At 78.1% G+C, this 20,828-nt stretch carries 17 protein-coding genes; 6 read left to right on the top strand and 11 right to left on the bottom strand.

Annotation, left to right across the window (positions count from 1 at the left end; all coding sequences use genetic code 11):
* Positions 1 to 185: 185 nt before the first annotated feature.
* The 7 genes from mraY to mraZ form a co-directional block, all read right to left on the bottom strand.
* The gene (mraY, locus tag BM165_RS12510; RefSeq protein ID WP_075013842.1) at positions 186 to 1,265 is read right to left on the bottom strand and encodes a phospho-N-acetylmuramoyl-pentapeptide-transferase; all 1,080 of its coding nucleotides are present in this window, start codon (positions 1,263 to 1,265) and stop codon (positions 186 to 188) included.
* Positions 1,262 to 2,683 carry a UDP-N-acetylmuramoyl-tripeptide--D-alanyl-D-alanine ligase gene (locus BM165_RS12505; RefSeq protein ID WP_075013841.1) on the bottom strand — a complete coding sequence of 474 codons (1,422 nt, stop codon included), beginning with the start codon at positions 2,681 to 2,683 and terminating at the stop codon, positions 1,262 to 1,264. Before BM165_RS12505 ends, mraY begins: the two co-directional genes overlap by 4 nt.
* The gene (locus BM165_RS12500; protein WP_075013840.1) at positions 2,680 to 4,242 is read right to left on the bottom strand and encodes a UDP-N-acetylmuramoyl-L-alanyl-D-glutamate--2,6-diaminopimelate ligase; all 1,563 of its coding nucleotides are present in this window, start codon (positions 4,240 to 4,242) and stop codon (positions 2,680 to 2,682) included. Before BM165_RS12500 ends, BM165_RS12505 begins: the two co-directional genes overlap by 4 nt.
* Positions 4,243 to 4,346: 104 nt before the next feature.
* Complete coding sequence (locus BM165_RS12495) at positions 4,347 to 6,416, bottom strand: peptidoglycan D,D-transpeptidase FtsI family protein (RefSeq protein WP_244274193.1); 2,070 nt, start codon at positions 6,414 to 6,416, stop codon at positions 4,347 to 4,349.
* A complete protein-coding gene (locus tag BM165_RS12490; protein WP_075013839.1) occupies positions 6,403 to 6,984 on the bottom strand; it encodes a cell division protein FtsL in 582 nt (193 codons plus the stop codon). The genes BM165_RS12495 and BM165_RS12490 overlap by 14 nt, the downstream gene beginning before the upstream one ends.
* Positions 6,981 to 7,958 (bottom strand): 16S rRNA (cytosine(1402)-N(4))-methyltransferase RsmH, encoded by a 978-nt coding sequence (gene rsmH / locus BM165_RS12485; RefSeq protein WP_075013838.1) that lies wholly within the window; start codon positions 7,956 to 7,958, stop codon positions 6,981 to 6,983. The genes BM165_RS12490 and rsmH overlap by 4 nt, the downstream gene beginning before the upstream one ends.
* 469 nt (positions 7,959 to 8,427) lie before the next feature.
* Positions 8,428 to 8,862 carry a division/cell wall cluster transcriptional repressor MraZ gene (gene mraZ, locus BM165_RS12480; protein ID WP_075013837.1) on the bottom strand — a complete coding sequence of 145 codons (435 nt, stop codon included), beginning with the start codon at positions 8,860 to 8,862 and terminating at the stop codon, positions 8,428 to 8,430.
* Between the two features lie 350 nt (positions 8,863 to 9,212).
* On the opposite strand from mraZ, the gene BM165_RS12475 reads away from it, so the two are divergent.
* From BM165_RS12475 to BM165_RS12465, 3 genes are read left to right on the top strand one after another with little or no spacing between them, the layout of a single operon-like run.
* The gene (locus tag BM165_RS12475) at positions 9,213 to 10,196 is read left to right on the top strand and encodes an AAA family ATPase (RefSeq protein WP_244274192.1); all 984 of its coding nucleotides are present in this window, start codon (positions 9,213 to 9,215) and stop codon (positions 10,194 to 10,196) included.
* Positions 10,197 to 10,199: 3 nt separating this feature from the next.
* Positions 10,200 to 11,591, top strand: a complete 1,392-nt coding sequence (locus BM165_RS12470) for a DUF58 domain-containing protein (RefSeq protein ID WP_075013836.1) — start codon at positions 10,200 to 10,202, stop codon at positions 11,589 to 11,591.
* Positions 11,588 to 14,062, top strand: a complete 2,475-nt coding sequence (locus BM165_RS12465; RefSeq protein WP_083427288.1) for a transglutaminase TgpA family protein — start codon at positions 11,588 to 11,590, stop codon at positions 14,060 to 14,062. Before BM165_RS12470 ends, BM165_RS12465 begins: the two co-directional genes overlap by 4 nt.
* Positions 14,063 to 14,266: 204 nt before the next feature.
* Here BM165_RS12465 and BM165_RS12460 read toward each other — a convergent pair whose 3' ends face one another.
* Together BM165_RS12460 and dinB are read right to left on the bottom strand one after the other, a co-directional pair.
* Positions 14,267 to 14,668, bottom strand: coding sequence for a DUF3040 domain-containing protein (locus BM165_RS12460; RefSeq protein WP_075013835.1), 402 nt, complete (start codon positions 14,666 to 14,668; stop codon positions 14,267 to 14,269).
* Positions 14,669 to 14,798: 130 nt separating this feature from the next.
* Positions 14,799 to 16,019: a DNA polymerase IV gene (gene dinB, locus BM165_RS12455; RefSeq protein WP_075013834.1), complete on the bottom strand. Its 1,221-nt coding sequence runs from the start codon at positions 16,017 to 16,019 to the stop codon at positions 14,799 to 14,801.
* A gap of 215 nt (positions 16,020 to 16,234) precedes the next feature.
* Between dinB and BM165_RS12450 the strand changes: the two genes are divergently transcribed.
* From BM165_RS12450 to BM165_RS12440, 3 genes are all read left to right on the top strand, one after another.
* Positions 16,235 to 16,546, top strand: coding sequence for a BatC protein (locus BM165_RS12450; protein WP_075013833.1), 312 nt, complete (start codon positions 16,235 to 16,237; stop codon positions 16,544 to 16,546).
* A 287-nt stretch (positions 16,547 to 16,833) separates the two neighbouring features.
* The gene (locus tag BM165_RS12445; RefSeq protein WP_348271793.1) at positions 16,834 to 17,940 is read left to right on the top strand and encodes a cupin domain-containing protein; all 1,107 of its coding nucleotides are present in this window, start codon (positions 16,834 to 16,836) and stop codon (positions 17,938 to 17,940) included.
* A gap of 19 nt (positions 17,941 to 17,959) precedes the next feature.
* Positions 17,960 to 18,901, top strand: coding sequence for a sucrase ferredoxin (locus BM165_RS12440; RefSeq protein WP_244274191.1), 942 nt, complete (start codon positions 17,960 to 17,962; stop codon positions 18,899 to 18,901).
* On the opposite strand, the gene BM165_RS12435 is transcribed toward BM165_RS12440, so the two are convergent.
* Together BM165_RS12435 and BM165_RS12430 are read right to left on the bottom strand one after the other, a co-directional pair.
* Positions 18,898 to 20,067 carry an alkaline phosphatase family protein gene (locus tag BM165_RS12435; protein WP_075013831.1) on the bottom strand — a complete coding sequence of 390 codons (1,170 nt, stop codon included), beginning with the start codon at positions 20,065 to 20,067 and terminating at the stop codon, positions 18,898 to 18,900. The two genes, BM165_RS12440 and BM165_RS12435, sit on opposite strands and share 4 nt — an antisense overlap.
* Entirely contained in the window at positions 20,064 to 20,825 is a 762-nt protein-coding gene (locus tag BM165_RS12430; RefSeq protein ID WP_083427286.1) for a class I SAM-dependent methyltransferase, read from the bottom strand. Before BM165_RS12430 ends, BM165_RS12435 begins: the two co-directional genes overlap by 4 nt.
* Between the last annotated feature and the right edge of the window lie 3 nt (positions 20,826 to 20,828).

The following is a 20,828-nucleotide window of genomic DNA, read 5'->3' as shown; positions in this document are numbered from 1 at the left end:
GCCGGGACGCCGCGTTGACGTGCCGGAACGACCCTCTCGCAGGGACCCGCGCCGAGCAGGTGACGTGCTGGAACGGCCCCCTCGCAGGGACCCGCGCCGAGCGTGCGAGGCGTGCCGGACGGCCCCGTCCGGAGGCTCGCCGCGAGCCTGCGAGTGGTGAGAGGGACGGGGTCCTTCCACCTTCCTCACAGGCCGGTCAGCGACAGCCAGTCGGCGTAGAAGAGGCCCAGCCCGAAGGCCACGGCCATCCCGGTGACCAGCCAGAACCGCACGATGACGGTGTTCTCGGCCCAGCCGGCGAGCTCGAAGTGGTGGTGCAGCGGGGCCATCCGGAACACCCGCCGCCGCGTGGCCCGGAAGAACGCCACCTGGATGACCACCGACAGCGTCACCGCGACGAACAGGCCGCCGAGGACGACCAGCAGCAGCTCCGTCCTGGTGACGATCGCGATGCCCGACATCAGCCCGCCGAGGGCCAGCGAGCCGGTGTCGCCCATGAAGATCCGCGCCGGGCTGGTGTTCCACCACAGGAAGCCCAGGCACGCGCCGAGGGCCGCGGCGGCCACGAGCGTGACGTCGAGCGGGTCGCGCACCTGGTAGCACCCGTCGACGGCGGCCGTGGCGCAGTCGTGGGTGAACTGCCAGAAGCTCATGACGACGTAGGCGCCGAACACCATCGCCGAGCAGCCGGCGGCCAGCCCGTCGAGGCCGTCGGTGAGGTTGACGGCGTTGGAGAACCCGGCGATGAACAGGTACGCCAGCACCACGAAGCCGATCGACCCGACGAACAGCGGCTCGATGTCGCGCACGTAGGAGACCGACTCCGACGCCGGCGTCACCCCGGCCTCGTCGGGGAAGTTCAGCGCCAGCACCGCGAAGGTCAGCCCGACGACCAGCTGCCCGACCAGCTTGGCCGTCTTGTTCAGGCCGAGGCTGCGCCGGTGCCGGATCTTGAGGTAGTCGTCGAGGAACCCGACGGTGCCCAGCCCGACCATGAGGAACAGCAGCAGCAGGCCGGTGGCGGTGACGCCGCGGCCGGGCTGGCCGATGAGGAACAGGTGCGAGAGCAGGTAGCCGGCGACGGTCGCCCCGACGATGACGGTGCCGCCCATCGTGGGCGTGCCCTTCTTCGACAGGTGCGACTCGGGGCCGTCGTCGCGGATCTCCTGACCGAAGCCGCGCCGCCGGAAGGCCCGGACGGCCAGCGGCGTGGCGAGGATCGAGATCAGGAGCCCGAACGCCGCGGCGACGAGGACGGACTTCACGCGCCTGCCCCGGCGGTCAGCAGGTCGGCGGCGAGGACCTCCAGCCCGTTCGACCGGCTGGCCTTCACCAGCACGACGTCACCGGGCACCAGTACCTCCGAGAGCAGGTCGAGGGCGGCCGCCCGGTCGGGCACGGACTCGACGCGCGTGCCGGCGTCGCTCCCGCTGCCCTCCCCGTGGCGGGCACCGGCGGCCGTGGCACCCGTCACCATCCCTACCGCATCGGGTCCGACGGCGACGAGCAGGTCGACCCCGGCGGCGACCGCGTCGCGCCCGAGCCGTTCGTGCTCGGCCACCGCGCCGGCGCCGAGCTCGGCCATCCCGCCGAGGACGGCGACCCGCCGGCCGGCCGGGAGGCCCGCCAGGGCCGCGAGCGCCGCGCGCATCGACTCGGGGTTGGCGTTGTAGGCGTCGTTGACCACCGTCACGCCGTCGGGGCGGCGGGTGACCTCCATGCGCCAGCGGCTGCGCGGCTCCGCCTCCGACAGGGCGTCGGCGACGGCGGCGGGGCTCATGCCGGCGGCCAGCGCCGCGGCCGCGGCCGACAGGGCGTTGGCCACCTGGTGCTCCCCCACCACCTGCAGCACGACCGGGTGCTCCTCGCCACTGGCGACCAGGGTGAACCGGGCGCGGGCGCCGTCGTCGAGGGTGACGCCGGTGGCGCGGACGTCGGCGTCCCCGCCGCGGCCGGTGGTGACCACGCGGGCGCGGGTGCGGCCGGCCATCGCGGCCACGCGGGGGTCGTCGGCGTTGAGGACGGCGGTGCCCGCCTCCGGCAGCGCCTCGACCAGCTCGCCCTTGGCCTGCGCGATGACCTCCGCCGAGCCGAACTCGCCGAGGTGCGCCGAGCCGACGTTGAGCACGACCCCGACGTCGGGCCGGGCGACCGCGCACAGCCGGGCGATGTGGCCGACGCCCCGGGCGCCCATCTCCAGCACCAGGAAGCGGCTGTCCCCGTCGGCCGACAGCACGGTGAGCGGCAGGCCGATGTCGTTGTTGTAGGAGCCGGGCGGGCTGACCGTCGGGCCGGCGGCGGCGAGCACCTGCCCGAGCAGGTCCTTGGTGGAGGTCTTGCCCGACGAGCCGGTGATGCCGACGGTCAGCAGGCCGGCCGCGGCGAGGCGGGCGTGCACGAGCGCGGCGAGCCGGCCGAGCCCGGCCACGGTGTCGTCGACGACGAGCGCCGGCAGCGGGCCCCCGGGGCGGGTGGTGAGCGCGGCGACGGCGCCCGCGGCCGCGGCGGCGTGGAGGAAGTCGTGCCCGTCGACGCGCTCGCCGGCGACGGCGACGAACAGGTCGCCGGCCGCGACGGCCCGGGAGTCGAGGGTGACCCCGGTGACGGTGGCCGACCCGTCGGCACCCGGCGGCAGGGACGCGCCGACGGCCTGCGCGACCTCGGCGAGGGAGAGGGCGATCACCGGCGGGCCGCCCCGGTGGGGGTCGTCCCCGCGACCGGCGCGGCGAGCAGCTCCCGCAGCACGGCCCGGTCGTCGAAGGGGGTCACCGTGCCGGCGACCTCCTGGCCCGACTCGTGCCCCTTGCCCGCCACCAGGACGGTGTCGCCCGGGCGGGCCAGCGCCACCGCGCGGGCGATCGCCGCCCGGCGGTCACCGACCTCCTCGACGGCGGCGCGGCGCTCGGCCGGCACCCCGGCCAGGACGGCGGCGCGGATGGCGGCCGGGTCCTCCGAGCGCGGGTTGTCGTCGGTGACGACGACGAGGTCGCTGCCCAGCGCCGCGGCCGCGCCCATCGCCGGGCGCTTCCCCTGGTCGCGGTCTCCCCCACAGCCGAGCACGGTGATGAGCCTGCCCTGCGTCGACGCCCGCAGCGCGGCGAGGGCCGTGGCCACGGCGTCGGGGGTGTGGGCGTAGTCGACGACGGCGGTGAAGGGCTGGCCGGCGTCGACGGGCTCCATGCGGCCCGGGACGACGGTGGCGGCGATCCCCTCCAGCGCCCGGGCCACCGGCACGCCGACGGCGTCGAGCAGGGCGACGGCGAGGACGGCGTTGGTGACGTTGAACCGGCCGGGCAGCCGCGTGGCGCCCGGCCAGGTGCCGCCGGGGCCGGTGACGGTGAACAGCGAGCCGCCGTCGGGGGCCGGGGCGACGTCGGTGGCGGTCCAGTGCGCGGGCGCTCCCTCGGCGGAGACGGTCACCGCGCGCTCCCCCACCATCCCGGCCAGGCGGCGGCCGTGGTCGTCGTCGACCACGACCACCTCGGCGGCGGCGCGGCCGTCGAAGAGCAGCGCCTTGGCCCGGAAGTAGTCCTCGAGGTCCGCGTGGAAGTCGAGGTGGTCCTGGCTGAGGTTGGTGAAGCCGGCCGCGGCGAAGGGCACCCCGCCGACCCGGCCCTGGACCAGCGCGTGGCTGGAGACCTCCATGACGACGGCGTCGACGCCGGACCCGGCCATGGTGGCCAGCAGCGCGTGCAGCACGGGCGCCTCGGGGGTGGTGCGGACGCTGGGGAAGGTGGTCTCGGCCCCGTCGCGGCCGCGGGTGCGCGACTGCACGGTGCCGATCAGCCCGGTGGCACGGCCGGCGGCGGCCAGACCGGCCTCGACGAGGTAACTGGTCGTCGTCTTGCCGTTGGTGCCGGTGATGCCGATGACCGGCAGCCGGCGGGCGGGCTCGCCGTAGACCCGGGCGGCGACGTCGCCGAGGCGGCCGCGGGGGTCGTCGACCACGCACACCGGCAGGCCGGTGGCGGCGGCCTGCTCGCGGCCGGCGGGGTCGGTGAGGACCGCGACCGCACCGCGCGCGGCGGCGTCGGCGGCGTAGCGGGCGCCGTGCGTGCGGGCGCCGGGCAGGGCGGCGTAGAGGTCACCGGGCCGCACCTCGGTGGAGGCGAGCGTGACGCCGGTGACGGCGGTGGCGGGGTCGCCCTGCACGGGGTCGCCGACGAGGTCGGCGAGGGCACGGAGGGCGAGCGGGCGGTTCCCCGCAGGCCGGGGCGCCGACCCGGGTCCGGTCGGGCTCACGTCGGTCCAATCTACCGGCGGACCGGTCGCACCCCGCGCACCCACGGGCACTCGGCGGTGTCCGACGGTGCACTTCCGCGGAAGTGCTCGGGGAGGTCGGTCGCTCAGTCGTCGTCGGCGGGCCGGCCTGCCGTCGCCTCGGCGAGGTCCTCGCGCGTCAGCGCGAAGTCCGGGCGGTCGGTGCCCGAGGGCACGACGCCGGCGTCGGTGAGCACGTGCCGCATGACGTCGGCGAACACCGGTGCCGCGACCTGGCCGCCCTCGGCGGAGCTGGTGGGCCGCTCGAGGTCGACGGCGACGACGTACTGCGGGTCGTCGGCGGGGGCGAACCCGACGAACGTCGTCACGTAGCCGCCGCCCTCGTAGCAGTTGCACTCGGGGTTGGCACGCTGCGCGGTGCCGGTCTTGCCCGCGACCCGGTACCCCTCGACCTGGGCCAGCGGGGCGGTGCCGCCGGGACCGACGACGGCCTCGAGCATGTGTGCGAGGTCGTCGGCGGTGGCCTCGCTGACCACGCGGGCCGGCTCCGGCGGCGCCGGCGTGGTCGTCGTCCCGTCGGGGGCGGTGACCGAGGAGACGACCCGGGGCGGGACGCGGACGCCGTCGTTGGCGATGGCCTGGTAGACCGAGGCCATCTGCAGGGTGGTCACCGACACGCCCTGGCCGATCGCGATGTTGGCCGCGCGGCTGTCCTCCCACTCGTCGGCGCCCTGCAGGATGCCCGCGCTCTCGCCGGGCAGCTCGATGCCCGTCTTCGCGCCGATGCCGAAGGCGCGCAGGTACCGCTCGAGCGTCTCGTCGCCGACCTCGCGGGCCAGCATGATCGTGCCGACGTTGCTGGACTTGGCGAGGATGCCGGTCACCGTCCAGTCGATCGGCGCGTGGTCGTGGGCGTCGGTAACGACCCTGTCGCCGGCCTGGATGTGGCCGTTGACGCTGAGCACGGTGTCGGGCGTGGCCGCGCCCTCCTCGAGGGCGGCGGCCAGGGTGACGGCCTTCATGACCGAGCCGGGCTCGAAGACGCCGCTGACGATCGGGTTGCCGAGCAGGTCGGGGTCGGTACTGCGGGCCTCCGAGGGGTCGTAGCCCGGGCAGGAGCCCATCGCCACGACCTCGCCGGTCCGCGCGTCGAGGACGACGGCCGACGCCCGGGTGGTCGCGCCGTCGGCGCACGCCTGGGCCAGCCGCTGCTCGACGACGAACTGCACGTCCTGGTCGACGGTCAGCTCGACGGTGCTGCCGTCGGTGGCCGGCGTCGACTCGTCGATGCCGGAGGGGATCGGGTTGCCGCCGCTGCCGACCTCGACGCGGCGGCGCCCGTCGGCACCGGCGAGGGCGTCCTCGAAGCGCACCTCGATGCCGGCGAGACCGGCGCCCTCGCCCCCGATGAAGCCGACGACCTGCCCGCCGACGGCGCCCGCGGGGTAGAGCCGGAGCGGGTCGTCCTCGAAGGAGACACCGCCGACGCCGACCTCCTCGATGGCCTCGACGGTCTCGGGCGGGACCTGCCGGGCCAGCACCACGTAGCGGGAGTCGGCCGACAGCCGCTCGGTCAGCTCGGGCACGGGGACGTCGAGCAGCGCCGTCAGCGCCAGCGCCGCGCGCTCGGGGTCCTCGACGACGGTGGGGTCGGCGACCACCCGCGAGGCGTCGACGGTGTAGGCGAACGGCGTGCCGTCGCGGTCGACGATCGCCCCGCGCAGCGCCGCGATCGGGTACGTGCGCAGCCGGTCCTGCTCGGCGCGGTAGGCGAGGTCGGCACTGTCGACGCCCTGCAGCAGCACGAGCTTGCCCGTGACCACCAGCAGCGGGACGACGACGAGCACCAGCCCCCACCACAGCCGCCCGGGTCCGGGCACGAGGGTGCGGCCGCTGTGCCGGCGCCCCTCCGCCCGCCGCGGGACGAACGCACCGGAGCGGGGTGCCCCGCCGGTCCGGGACGGGCCGCCGCGCAGGCCGCCGTCGCGGGCCGGCACCGGGCGCGGGACGGCACCCGGGCGGCCGCGCGGCGCCCCGTCACCGGCGGCCGCGCCGCGGGTCGGGCGGCGCCGGGCGACCTCGCCGTCGCGGGGACGGTCGCGGCGGCCGTCGCGGGCGGCATCGCGGACGGCATCGCGGACGACGTCGCCGGTGGGGTCGGGCCGTCGTCCGCGGGAGCTGTCACGGGGTGCCACGGTCGCCCTCCGTGCCGGCCTGCGGGCCGCTCGGTGGTGCCGGCTCGGGTGTCCCGCGGAGGGTGGCGCTGCCGTCGGGGGCGATCACGAGGTAGGCCGCGGCGCCGGCGGGGACCAGCCCGGCGGCGACGGCGGCAGCGGCGAGCTGCGCCGGCGTGCCCCCGGAGACCACCTGCTGCTCCAGCGCCTGGACCTCCTCGGCCTTCTCCGCGTTGGCGGTGCGCAGCTCGGTGGCCTTGAGCGAGTTGACCGCGATGGCCGTGTTGAGGACCAGCAGGCCGATCGTGGTGACCACCAGGAGCACGACCACGAGCAGGACGAACGGCGCGCGGCGCCCGGAGGCGGTGGCCACCGCCCGCAGGCCGGCGCCGCCGGGGAGCAGGCGCAGCTCCGGCACCGACGGGACGCGCGGCGCCGGCCCGGTGGTGCGGGTACGGGAGGGCAGCGCACGCACGGGCCGGGACGGCAGCGCGCGCAGCGCGCGGGGGGCGGCAGGGGTCTCCCGGACGGCGGCGCGGCCGGCCGCGGCCGCCGCGCGGGGGTCGGCGCGCCGGGCGGCGGAGCTCACGCCGCCCGCCGGATGCGCTCGGCGGCGCGGACGCGGGCCGAGGCTGCCCGGGGGTTGGCGGCCAGCTCCGCCTCCGAGGCGGTCTCGCCGCCGCGGGTGAGCAGCCGCAGCACGGGGCCGTACTCGGGCAGCCGAACCGGCAGTTCCGGCGGCGTCCGGTCGGCGGCGCCCGCCGCGAGGACCTGCTTGACGATGCGGTCCTCGAGCGAGTGGAAGGTGATGACGGCGAGGCGGCCGCCGACCGCGAGCGCGTCGAGGGCCGCCGGCAGCGCCCGCTGCAGCACCCCGAGCTCGTCGTTGACCTCGATCCGCAGCGCCTGGAACGTCCGCTTGGCGGGGTGCCCGCCGGTGCGCCGGGTGGCGGCGGGGATCGAGTCGCGCACCAGGTGCGCCAGCCGCTCGGTGCCGCTGAACGGCTCGCGGGCGCGCTCGCGCACGATCGCCCCGGCGATGCGGGCGGCGAACCGCTCCTCGCCGTAGACGCGCAGCACCCGGGCCAGCTCGGCGGCGGAGTAGGTGTTGACGACGTCGGCGGCCGAGCGCGGGTGCTGCGGGTCCATGCGCATGTCCAGCGGGCCGTCGGCGGCGTAGCTGAAGCCACGGTCGGGGCGGTCGAGCTGCAGCGAGGAGACGCCGAGGTCGAACAGCACCGCCTGCACCTCGGTCAGCCCGAGGCGGGCGAGGACGTCGGGCAGCTCGTCGAAGACGGCCGGCACGAGGGTGGCGCGGTCGCCGTGGCCGGCGGCGTCGATGCGGGCGGCCGCCTCGGCGCGGGCCTGCGGGTCCCGGTCGAGCCCCACCAACCGCAGGCCGGGGTGGGCGCCGAGGAGGGCGAGCGCGTGGCCGGCCAGGCCGAGGGTGGCGTCGACGAGCACGGCGCCGTCGGCCGCGCAGGCGGGGCCGAGCAGCTCGGTGACGCGGTCGAGGAGGACGGGCACGTGCACCGCGGGCCGGGTGGGCTCGGGCGTGCTCATCGTCGGTCTCCTCGGGTCGGGCTCCCCGGCGGGGACGGCTGTCGCCCGCGCGGAGTCGCGGTGCACATGGTGACGCGGGCGGCGGGTCGGCTGGGGGAGCTCGCGGGCGCGCCGTGCGACGGATGGGACGCCAGGGGCGGGCGCGCGGCGGGCTGCGGGCAGGCCGGAGGCCACCCGCGCGGGGGTAGCGGGTGGGTCGCGGTGGGGACCGTGGTGCGCGGTGGGGCGGAGGTGGGGACCTCCACCCCCCGCGGTGCCGCCTGGCGCCGGGGAAGTGCGTCAGGAGGCGGTCGCGGGGGGCGGAGGCCGCCGGTGCCGGTCACCGGCTCGGCCGGTGGCGAGGGGACGCCGGGATCCGCTGCGGCGGACCGAGCCGCGGGGAAGGCGGTTCGGGCCGGACCCGGTCGAGCCGCGGGGAAGACGGCTCGCGGTGGGGTGCGCGGCGGCCGGGGCGACCGGCGGGACGGGGTCAGGACAGCGTGGGCATCCCCTCGCTCTCCATGGCGGCGAAGGCCGCCTCCTGCTCAGCCTCGTAGGCGTCCCACGTGGCCTGGTCCCAGATCTCGAAACGGGTGTCGACGCCGACCACCACGACGTCGCGGTCGAGGCCGGCGTACTGGCGCAGGCTCGCCGGGATGGTGATGCGGCCGGCCTTGTCCGGCTCGACCTCCACCATCGAGCCGAAGCTCAGGCGGGCGCGCATGCGGGCCTCGGCGGTGTCGGCGGGGGCCATCGCGGCGGCGGCGCGGCTCTGCTCTGCGACGCGGGCCATGGTGAGGCCGTAGACGCAGCGCTCCTGGCCCTTCTTGATCACCATGCCGTCGGCCACCTGGTCTCGGAAGCGCACCGGGAGAGCGAGCCGGCCCTTCTCGTCGAGGCGCAACGTGTAGTTGCCGACGAACACCGGATCACCTCCCCCATGCGCCCTCCTCGTGTCCACCGCGGACCCGGGACGGGCCCTGGCTCCCCACCGCGCCACACACTAACCCACCACGCCCCACCGGACACCACTCGACACCATGTCGTGACCGGTTGGCCCCACCGCTCCCCGTGCAGGTCAGCGGGGCGCGGAGGGCGGCGTGCGACCCGGTGGGGCGCGGTGGGGCGCGGGCGCCGTCCGGGGGCCGCCCGGGCGGCGTCCGGGGGCGGCCGGGAGGCGTCCGGGTGGGGCGTGCGACGGCGGCGCGGCGGGGTGCCGCAGCGGTGGCGCGCAGCGGCTCTCCGGTACGGCGCCGGGCACGTACCGTGGACCGGGTGACCGACACCATGCGTGCGGCGGACGGGACGGCGGGGCCGTCGGTCGACGTCGCCACGGAGGGCGCGCGGATCGCGGCCAACGTCTCGCGCGTCGTCCAGGGCAAGCCCGACGTCGTCCGCCTGGCGCTGGTCGTGCTGCTCGCCGAGGGCCACCTGCTCGTCGAGGACGTCCCCGGCACCGGCAAGACGACGCTGGCCAAGGCGCTGGCCGCCTCGATCGACGCGAGCGTGCGCCGCATCCAGTTCACGCCCGACCTGCTGCCCAGCGACGTCACCGGCGTGGCGATCTACGACCAGGAGACCCGGGCCTTCGAGTTCCGGCCGGGCGCGGTCTTCGCCAACGTCGTCGTCGCCGACGAGATCAACCGCGCCTCCCCCAAGACGCAGTCGGCGCTGCTGGAGTGCATGGAGGAGCGGCAGGTCACCGTCGACGGCGTCAGCTACGAGCTGGCCCGGCCGTTCCTGGTGATGGCCACGCAGAACCCCGTGGAGATGGAGGGCACCTACCCCCTCCCCGAGGCCCAGCGCGACCGCTTCACCGCCCGGGTGTCGATGGGCTACCCCGACCGCGAGGCCGAGGTCGCCATGCTCGACGACCGCGGCACCGGCGACCCGCTGGCCACCCTGACGCCGGTGGCCGACGCCGCGACGGTCCGCGCGCTCGTCGCCGCCGTCGGGACGCTGCACGTCTCCGACGCCGTCCGCCGCTACGTCGTCTCGCTGGTCGAGGCGACCCGCCGCTCGCCCGACCTGCGCCTGGGCGCCTCGCCCCGGGCGGGGCTGCAGCTGCTGCGCACCGCCCGCGCCGCCGCGGCGCTCGCCGGCCGCGACCACGTGCTGCCCGACGACGTCCAGGCGATGGCGCTGCCGGTGCTGGCCCACCGCCTGCTGCCGACCGCCGACGCCGCGGCCGCCCGCCGCACGCCCGAGCAGGTGGTGCACGCGCTGCTGGGCAGCGTCCCCGTCCTGCGCGGGCGGTGACCGGTGGCCGGTCAGCTGCGGACGGCCCTGACGTCGCTCACCCTGCGCGGCCGCTGCCTGGTCGCCGCGGGCCTCACCCTGCTGGCGCTGGGCGCGCTGCTCGGTGAGCGGCCGCTGGCGCAGATCGCGGTCTTCCTCCTGGCGCTGCCGCTGCTGTCGGCGCTCACCGTCGCGCGGCAGCGGTTCCGGGTCGGCGTCCGCCGCACGGTGACCCCCACCCGGGTGCCGCGCGGCGACAGCGCCGACGTGCTGCTCGAGGTCACCAACGCCGACCGCCGCACCGGGCGGCTGTGGCTGCTGTCGGAGCAGTTGCCGGCCGAGCTGGGCAGCTCCCCCGACTTCGTCGTCGAGCGGCTGGCCGGCGGGCGGGCCGCCGCGCTGCCCTACCGCGTGCACGGCGGCCGCCGGGGCCGGTTCCGGCTCGGGCCGCTGCAACTGCGCCTGGTCGACCCCTTCGGTCTGGTGCAGCGCACCACCAGCGGCGCCGACGGCGCCCCGCTGCTGGTCGTGCCGCGGGTGCGCCCGCTGGGGCCCGGTGGGCCGGCCGGCGGGCACGGCGGCGGCGGCGAGGGCGCCCGCCGGTCGATCGCGGTGCACGGCGAGGACGACGTCAGCACCCGCGCATACCGGCACGGCGACGACCTGCGCAAGGTGCACTGGCGGGCGACCGCGCGCACCGGCGAGCTGATGATGCGGATGGAGGAGCGCCCGTGGCGGGCACAGGCGGCCCTGCTGCTCGACACCCGGGTGCGCGCCCACCTGCTCACCCGCGCCTCCGGGCCCGGCCCGGCCGTCGTCCCCGTCGCCGGGCCGCCCGGTGACCCCGCACCGCCGCCGGACAGCCTCGAGTGGCTGGTCGAGGCCGCGGCGAGCATCGGCACCACGCTGACCCGCCGCGGCGCGACGCTGCGCGTGGTCACCGCCGAGGGCGAGCTGCGGCCGGTGGAGGGCTCGGGCGGGCTGGGCCCCACCGAGCTGCTCGACCGGCTCGCGGTGCTGGCCCCGACGCGGGGCTCGTCGCTGCGGCACGCCGTCGAGCAGCTGCAGCGGGTGGCCGGTGACGGGCCGGTCGTGGCGGTGCTCGGCTCCGTCGCCCCCGACGACCTGGCCGACCTGGTCGCCGCGCGGTCCGGCCCGCACACCGACGCCGCCGTGCTGCTCGACGTGAGCAGCTGGGCCGACCCGGGTGGCGGCCGGACCCGGCGCGCGCTCTCGGCGACCGCGCGCGCCGCCCTCACCGATCAGGTCGAGCAGAGCGCGTCGCTGCTGCGCGGCGCCGGCTGGCAGGTCGCCGTCGCCGGGGCCGGGCGCGGCGTCGAGGCGGTGTGGGCCGACCTCGTCGCCCAGCGCGGCGCCGGGCTGCGGCCCGGCGGCCCCCTGGTGGTGCCGGCATGACCGCGCTCGCCCCGCCGCCGGCCCCCGCGGCTCCCCGGCCGCCGCGGCCGCCCGTCCACGCCTCCCGGCCGGCGGCGCCCCGCCCGCCCGCGACGGCGCCGCGCGACGCCGGCACCTCCCTGACCGCCGCGGCGGCCACCGCCCTGGGCACCCTCGCCCTGGCACCGGTCTACACGCGGCCGGCGTGGCTGCCGCCCACCTGGGCGGCGATCGTCGTGGTGGCGCTGACCGGACTCGCGCTGCGCGCGGCCGGTCCGGCGCTGTGGGCGTGGGCGTCGGGCAACCGGCAGCTGCCCGCGCGCGCCGCGGCCGCCGGCGTCCCCCTGGTCCCGCTCGGCCAGCTCGCCGCCCTGACCTGCCTGATGACGGCGCTGTTCGCCCCCGACCGCGCGCTGGGCGGGCTCGTGCCCACGCCCGGCAGCCTCCGCGCGCTCGCCGGGGTGCTCACCGCCGGCTCCGCGGAGCTGCGCGAGCAGGCCACGCCGGCCCTGCCGCTGACCGGGCTGCTCGCGCTGACCGTCCTGCTCGTCGGGATGGTCGCGGTCACCGTCGACCTCGTCGCCGTCGGCGGGCGGCAGCCGGCGCTGGCGGGGCTGGGTCTGCTGGTCCTCTTCTGCGTGCCGGTCAGCACCGTGACCGGCGACGTCGGGCTGGTGGCGCTGGCCGCCCCGGCGGCGGGGCTGGCGCTGCTGCTGTGGGCCGACCAGTCGCGCCGGCTCGGCGGGGGCAGCGTCCGGGCGGGCAGCCGCCACGGCGCCGCGGCGCCCGCGGCCGCCGGCACCGCGCTGGCGGCGCTGGTCGCGGCCGTCGTCGTCGGCAGCCTCGTCCCGACCCTCCCCGAGGGGCGGCTGGCCTCCGGGTTCGGCCCCGGCGGGGGCGGCGAGGCCACCGGCACCGCCCTGGACGCGGCCGCCGCGCTGCAGGGTCAGCTGACCCTCCCCGAGCCGATCGAGCTGCTGCGCCTGGACGCCTCGGTCCCCGACCCCGGCTACCTGCGCGTGGTCACCCTCGACTCCTACGACCCCGAGAACGGCTGGACGGTCGGCAACCTCGACGGCGAGGCGTCGGTGGGCCAGGCCGAGCCCCTGGCGCCGCTGCCCGGCCGCCGCGCGGGCCGCTACGTCGAGGCGACGATCAGCACCGTCGCGCACGACGACCGGTTCCTGCCGGTGCTGACCTCGCCGCAGGCGGTGCAGATCGCCGACCCCGGGTCGTGGCGGTTCGACCCGGCCACCGGCACCGTCTTCGGCCGCGAGGTCACCACCGCCGGCACCGGCTACCGGGTCGCGGCGGTGGAGCCGCAGCCGGGCGAGGAGGAGCTGCGCGCCTCCGCGCCGCTGCCGGAGGGCAGTCCGGTGCGCGAGCGGGACACCGCGCTGCCGCCGCTGGCCCCGGAGGTCACCGACCTGGTCACGCAGCTGACGGCGGGCGCGGCGAGTCCCTACGAGGCGGTCCGCGCCATCCACGGGCACTTCACCCGCGAGAACGGCTTCGTCTACAGCCTCTCCACCGCGCCGGGCACCGGCGACGACGACCTCGCCGACTTCCTCCGGCTCAAGCAGGGCTACTGCGAGCAGTACGCCGGCGCGATGGCGGCCATGGTGCGCGCAGCCGGCATCCCCGCGCGCGTGGCGCTCGGCTACACCCCCGGCCGCGTGCAGCCCGGCGGCCAGCGGCTGATCACCAGCGACGACGCGCACGCCTGGGTGGAGGTGTACTTCGACGGCCTCGGCTGGATCCCCTTCGACCCGACGCCGATCGACAGCGAGCGCGCCGTCGACCTGCCCTGGGCGCCGCGCCCGGCCGCGCAGGAGGTCACCGAGCGACCGGTTGACGTGCCGACCGCCCCCACGGTGCCCACCGGTCCGGCGAACCCCCAGCTCGACCGGGTCGACGGCGCCACGCCCGAGGGGCAGGCGGCGCCGTCGGCCGCGCCGTCGGGCCGCCCGGTGCTGGTCGCCGGCGGGGTGCTGCTGGGGCTGGCCCTGCTGGCGGCCGCCCCGGCGGGGCTGCGGGCCCTGCAGCGGCGGCGCCGGGTCCTCGACGGCGGCCCGGCCGCGCTGTGGGACGAGCTGGCCGCGACCGCCCGCGACCTCGGCCTGGACTGGGACGCGGCGCAGACCCCGCGCCAGCAGGCGGCGTCGCTGGTCCGCACGCTGGAGACCAGGGGCGGCGGCCGGAGGGCAGCGGGCCGGGCCGGGGGCGCCCACCGTGCCGCGCTGCCCGGGGCGGCCGAGGCGGTCGAGCGGCTGGCCCGCGCCGAGGAGACGGCGAGCTACGGCCGCCCCGGCGCCGCCGACGGCGACCCGGCCGCGGTGTCCGCGCTGCGGGCGGCGCGGGCGGGCCTGGTCGCGGCGGTCCCGCCGCGCGCCCGGGTGCAGGCGCTGCTGTGGCCGGCCTCGCTGGCGGACGGGCTCGGCACCGCGGCCCGGACGCTGGCCGCCCGGCTCCCCCGCCGCACCTCGGCCTGAGACTCCCCCGGCCCGGGCCCCGGGCCAGACGGGGCCGGTGCTCGGTGCACGTCCGCGGATCTGCAGGGCGCACGTCCGCGGATCCGCAGGGCGCACGTCCGCGGATCTGCACGGTGCACGTCCGCGGCATGCCTCGGGACGGCCGGGAACGACGACGGCCGCCGTCCCCGTGGGGACGGCGGCCGTCGGGTGGACGGGCGGCGGCTACTGGTCGTAGCGGCGGCGGAAACGCTCCTCGAGGCGGTTCTTGAGCGGCTGGCGGCGGGGCTTGCCCCCGCGGCCGCGGGCGGCGGTGCTCCCGCCGCGGGCACCGGCCGGGCCGGGCTCGACGGCGCCGGTGGCGGCGCGGTAGTTCAGCACGCCGAGGGCGGCGCCACCGAACATCACCAGGAACCCGAGGACGCCCAGGGGCACCGACGGGACGACCGCGCCACCGACGAGGACGGCCAGACCCACCAGTACCAGCAGCGCACCGAGTTGCAGCTTCCGCCGGGCCTTGAGCCTGCGGTCACCCGTGCGGACGGAGGAGGCGAACTTGGGATCGTCGTCGACGAGGGCGCGCTCGATCTGCTCCAGCAGTCGCTGCTCGTGCTCGGAGAGCGGCACGGAGACCTCCAGGGTGGGTCAAGCCAATACCGCCGGGGTCTCCCCGGCGGTAGACACGAGGATACGAGCCGATTGCAGGGTGCGAAAGGCGAGCGCGCGGGGACCCGCCGGGAGCCCTCCGCGACCACCCTCACGGGCGGTCGCGGACCCGCCGGTCGCCGTCGCGGTGCAGCAGCGTGGCGGGCCGGACCGCCCCGGCGCCGAACCGCCGGGCGGCCCGGTCGGCGGCCAGTTCGGCGTCACGGCGGCCGTGCTCGCGCTCGCCGAGCTCGAGCTGCCGGGGCGTCGCGCCCGCCCGGACCAGCCGCTCGGCCCGCACCCCGACCAGCCGCAGCCGCGCCCGGTCCAGGCCGAGGGCGTCGAACAGGGCGCGGGCGGTCTCGTAGAGGTCCTGCCCGACGTCGGTGGGGACGTCGAGGGTGCGGCTCCGGGTGATCGTGGTGAAGTCGGCGAAGCGGACCTTGATGCTCACCGTGCGGGCCAGCCACCCGCCCGCGCGCAGCCGGCCCGCCGTCCGCTCCGCCAGCCGCAGCAGCTCGCGGTGGACCACGGCGGGGTCGTCGACGTCGGTGGCGAAGGTCTCCTCGTGTCCCGTCGACTTCTCCGGCTCGTCGGGGACGACCCGGCGCGGGTCGCGCCCCCAGGCCAGCTCGTGCAGGTGGCTGCCCGCCGCCTGGCCGACCGCGCGCTGGAGGGTGCGCGCCGGGACGTGCGCGAGGTCGCCGACGGTGCGCAGCCCCAGCCGCAGCAGCACCTCCTCGGTCTTGGCGCCGACCCCCCACAGCGCGCCCACCGGCAGGGGGTGCAGGAAGTCGATGACCTCGGCCGGGCGGACGACGAGCAGCCCGTCGGGCTTGGCGCGGGTGGAGGCCAGCTTGGCCACGAACTTGGTGCCGGCCACGCCGACGGAGCAGGTGATGCCCTGCTCGTCGTAGACGCGGGCGCGCAGGTACTCCCCGATCTGGGCGGCGTCGCCCAGCCGGCGGCCGGCGCCGGCGACGTCGAGGAACGCCTCGTCCAGGCTCAGCGGCTCCACCAGCGGGGTGACCGACCGGAACAGCGCCATGACCGAGCGGGACACCTCGGCGTAGAGCGCCATGTCCCCGGACAGCACGGTGGCCGTCGGGCACAGCCGCAGCGCCCGGGCCGTGGGCATGGCCGCGTGCACGCCGTGGGCGCGTGCCTCGTAGGTGGCCGAGGTGACCACCCCGCGGTTGCCGGCACCGCCCACGATGACCGGGGTGCCGGCCAGCTCCGGGTGCCGGCGCACCTCGACGCTGGCGAAGAAGGCGTCCATGTCGACGTGCAGCACGGTGCACCCGGCTGCGCGTCCCCCCGTCCCCGCCGCCATGACACCTCCTCCTCGAACACGTGTTCGGACGGACCGGAGGAGACTAACGGCCCACGGCGGTCCTCCGCGCGTGGTCGGCGACGCCGGCCGGGCGTGTCCCGGACCCGGCCGAACTCGCTGGTCGCCGCATGTGTGACCGGTCTCCCGGCGAGGTAGGTGGGACACGACCGACCGCCGTCCGGCGGCCGGCGGTGATCCGCATGCGGAGGAGCTCGATGGCGCTCGACGACGACGACATGACCAGCGTGGAGGGTCCGGCCGACAGCGGCGCCGGCGAGGGCACGCCCGGCCACCAGGACGGCGGCGCGGACGGCGGTGCGGACGGCGGTGCCGACGGCGGCGCGGACGGCGGCGCCGGTCACGGCCCGGCCGACGGCGGCGCAGCCGGCGGTGGCTCGGACGGCGGTGCCGACGGTGGTGCCGACGGTGGCGCCGGTCACGGCCCGGCCGACGGCGGCGCGGCCGGCGGTGGCTCGGACGGCGGCGCCGACGGTGGTGCCGATGGCGGCGCGGACGGTTCGGCCTGAGCCAGGACCCGGCCGTCGCGGGGCCGGGCGGAGCTGACCTCCGCCCGGCCCTGCGCCGGTGCACGCACCTCGACCCCGCGGTCTTCGCCGAGCAGCACTGGTCGCGCCGCCCGCTGCTGTCGCGCGCCGAGGACACCGGGGAGTCCTTCGCGGACCTGCTGACGCTGGCCGACGTCGACGAGCTGCTGTCGCGCCGCGGGCTGCGCACGCCGTTCCTGCGGATCGCCAAGGACGGCGCCGTCGTCGACGCCAAGCGGTTCACCACCTCCGGCGGCGCCGGCGCCGAGGTGGCCGACCAGGTCTCCTCCGACGCCGTGCTGCGGCTGTTCGCCGAGGGCAGCACCGTCGTCCTGCAGGGCCTGCACCGGCTCTGGCCGCCGCTGATCGAGTTCGCCGACCAGCTGGCCGCCGACCTGGGGCACCCCACGCAGGTCAACGCCTACGTCACGCCGCCGTCCTCGCGCGGCTTCTCCCCCCACTACGACGTGCACGACGTCTTCGTGCTGCAGGTGGCCGGGGAGAAGCACTGGACGATCCACGAGCCGGTGCTCGACGAGCCGCTGCGCACCCAGCCGTGGACCGACCGCGCCGCCGAGGTGGCCGCCGCCGCGGAGCGCGAGCCGGTGATCGACGAGGTGCTGCGCCCCGGCGACGCCCTCTACCTGCCCCGCGGCTACCTGCACTCGGCGGTGGCGCTCGGGCAGACCAGCGCGCACCTGACCATCGGCGTGCACTCGGTCACCCGCTGGTCGGCCGTCGAGTCGGCGCTGGACCTGGTGCGCACGCTGGCCGCCGAGGACCGCGAGCTGCGCCGCTCCCTGCCGCTGGGCGTGGACCTCGCCGACCCGGCGTCGGTCCGCGACGACGTCGGCGCGGTCGTGACCGCGCTGCAGGAGTGGCTGGGCCGCGTCGACCCCGACCAGGTCGCCGACCGCGTGCGGGGCCGCACCTGGGCCCAGGTGCGGCCGGAGCCGGTGGCGCCGCTGGCGCAGGCGACGGCGGCCGCGGCGCTCACGCCCGACAGCGTGCTGCGACTGCGCCGCCGGCTGCGCGCCTCGCTCCGCGAGGGCACCGGCGACCGCGTCACCCTGCTCGGCGGCCGCCGGTCGCACGAGTTCCCCGCCGCCACCCGCCCGGCGCTGGCCGCGCTGCTGGCCACCGGGGAGCTCAAGGTCGCCGACCTGACCGGCCTGGACCCCGCCGACCAGCTGACCCTCGCCCGCCGCCTGGTGACCGAGTCGATCGCCGTGGTGGCCGGGGCGCACGTCGACGGCGGCCCCGACGGCGTGCCCGCGACCGCCCCGGAACCGGGTCCCATCGGACCGGGTGCCCCGGCCCCGGACGCCGGCGGGGACGATGGCGAGCGTGCCGACGCCCTCGGGACCGGGTCGTGATCCGGCTGCCCTGCCCCGGGTGAGCGCCGCACCGGCCGGGCCGGTCGCGCCGCGGCCGGTGCGCGTCGGCCGGCTGGACCCCACGCGCTGCTCGGTGACCGCCCTGGTGCGCGGCGACTCCCCCGTGGCCACGGCCGGGCCGGCGCAGCGCTGGCTGCTGGTCGAACAGCCGGGCCCGTGGGGGCGCGACGCCCTCACGCAGTCGCGTTTCGACCAGGCGGTCGCCCCGCGCCTGGCTGCCCGCGCCCGCGCGGAGGGCATGCGCGTGCTGCTGGTCCGCCGTCCCGGGGAGCGGCTGGCCGAGTCCGAGCACCGCTGGGGCTACGCCGACGGCCGCCCGGGCCGCGAGGGCGTGTGGTGGTCGACGCGCGGGTCCGACGCCGACCTGCTGGACGTGCCGTGGGACGGCTCGGTCGGCGAGCGCGCCCCGGACCCGGTCTACCTGGTGTGCACGCACGGCCAGCACGACGCCTGCTGCGCGCTGCGCGGCCGGCCGCTGGCCCGGGCGATGCCGGCCGCCGACGTCTGGGAGTGCAGTCACCTCGGCGGCTGCCGGTTCGCCACCAACGTGCTCGTGCTGCCGCACGGCTTCGCCTACGCCCAGGTGCCCGACGACGGCGCCGACCTCGTCGCCGCGCACGCCCGCGGCCAGGTGGCACTGCCGTGGCTGCGCGGACGGGCCGGGCTGCCGCAGCCCGCGCAGGCCGCCCAGCAGGCCGCCCGCGAGCGGCTGGGCCTGCTCGGCGTCGACGACCTGCCGCTGCGGGGCTCGCAGCGGCTCCCCGGCACCGCCGAGGAGGCGGCGGCCGGGGTCGAGCGGTTCGACGTCGTGCTCGGCGGTCCCGACGGCGACGTCGTCGTGCGGGTGGAGAGCCGGCCGGCCGACGCGGCGGCCCAGCTGACCTGCAAGGCGCTGCACCCCGCGCATCCGCGGGACTGGACGGTGCTGTCGGTCGGCTAGAGGGCCCGGCCGCGCGCCAGGAGCAGCGGGATGGCGACCTCGGCCGCGGTGAGCGAGCCGTGGTAGGCGGCCAGCCGGCTGGGGCCGGGCTCGGTGGCCGACGCGGTGATCGCCCACGGGCCGCGGGCGAGGGCGACGACGTCGCCGATGCGGGCGGCCAGCGTGTCGTCGACCGCGCCGAAGACGCCGCTGGCGATCGCCTCGTCGCGGCCGGCCACCCAGGCCCGGTCGCCGAGGACCCCGCGCCAGGCGTCGAGGACGTCGCCGGCCGCGCCGGGCAGGGCGTGCGCGTAGCGGGCCCGCGGCTCACCGGCCAGCAGCGCGACGCCGTCGAGCAGGGCCGGCTCGTCGTCGACGTCGACGCGGGTGTGCCGGGGGACGTCGAGCATGCCGTGGTCGGCGGTGACGAGGAGGGCGGCGTCGTCGGGGAGGCCGGCGACGACCTGCTCGACGACGCGGTCGACGAGGCCGAGCTGCAGCCGCCAGCTGTCGGAGTCGACGCCGCGGACGTGGCCGGTGAGGTCGAGCTCGGGGGTGTAGCCGTAGACCAGACCGGTGGGGGCCGCGGCGAGGGAGTGCAGCAGCAGCGCGGCGAGGTCCCCGGCGCCGACCGTGCCGGAGTAGCCGGCGCCGCGGTAGGCGGCGGTCGACAGGCCGGAGCCCGCGTAGGCGTAGGGCGCGACCGCGGTGACCGGGAGGCCGGCCGCGGCGGCCTGCTCGAAGACGGTCGGGCGGGGCTGCCAGTCGCGCGGGTCGGGGTCGTCGGCCCACTGCACGTGGTTGAGCAGCCGGTCCTCGCCGGGGACGACGGTGACGAACCCGAGGACGCCGTGCCCGCCCGGGGGGACGCCGGTGCCGAGGGTGACGAGGCTGACCGGGGTGGTGCTCGGGCACGGGGCGTCGAGGTCGCCCGGGCTGGCCAGCGCCGAGAGCACGGGGGCCAGGTGTGCGTGCGCGCGCAGCAGGTGGGCCCCGAGGCCGTCGACGAGCAGGACGGCCACCCGGCGGGCACCGGCCAGGGCGGCGGTGAGGCCGAGCGGGTCGGGCGGCAGGCCGGCGCGGTCGACGTCGACGCCGAGGGCGGTGGCGACGCCGGGCAGGACGTCGGCGAGCGTGCGGGCGCCGTAGGCGGGGCGGACGAGGTCGGCGGGGAGCGCGCCGCTCACGGGCGGGTGGCCAGCACGTGGAGCCCGCTGGCGACGTCGCGGTAGGGCGAGGTGGCGGCCAGCGCGAGCTCGAGGCGGCGGACGGCGGCCGGGTCGGCGCTCGAGGCGGCACCGGGGACGGCGTCGAGCAGGTCGGCGACGACCGCGACGCCGCGCCACTCGCCGGGCTCGAGCCCGGCGTCGCGGACCAGCGCGAGCAGGTCCTCCGGGGCGAACCGACGCCGGGCGGGGCGGGTGCGGGCGGGCGCGGGGTCGCGGTCCTCGAGCAGCGCGAGGGCCTCCTTCGGGTGGCCGCCCAGGGCCCGGGCGAGGACGGCGCCGGCGCGGTTGACCGTCACCACGCTCACCTGGCCGCCGGGGCGCAGGGCACGGGTGACCTCGCCGAGCGTCGTCGCGGGGTCGTCGACCACCTCGAGGACGGCGTGGCACAGCGCGAGGTCGTGGCCGCCGTCCCCGTCGTCGAGGGGCAGCTCGTGCAGCAGGTCGCCGTCGCCCTGCAGGCCGCGGACCCGGTCGCCGACGCCCGCGGTCCGGGCCCGCCGCTCGAGGGTGGCCAGGGCGTCGGCGCTGGGGTCGACGACGGTGACGGAGTGGCCGAGGCGGGCCAGCGGCACGGCGAACACGCCGCTGCCCCCGCCGACGTCGAGCACCCGCAGCGCGGTGCCGGCGCCGACCAGGGGGTCGAGCGCGGCCCACACCGCGGCGGTCCGGACGGGGAGCTGCTCGCCGGAGGAGGGGTCCGGGGCGGTCGGCGGCACCTC

The sequence above is a fragment of the Geodermatophilus obscurus genome, assembly GCF_900115395.1.
GTDB classification, from domain to species: Bacteria; Actinomycetota; Actinomycetes; order Mycobacteriales; family Geodermatophilaceae; genus Geodermatophilus; species Geodermatophilus obscurus_B.
The sequence above is the reverse complement of the archived record's forward strand: the minus strand, read 5'-3'. Positions and strand labels throughout refer to the sequence as shown.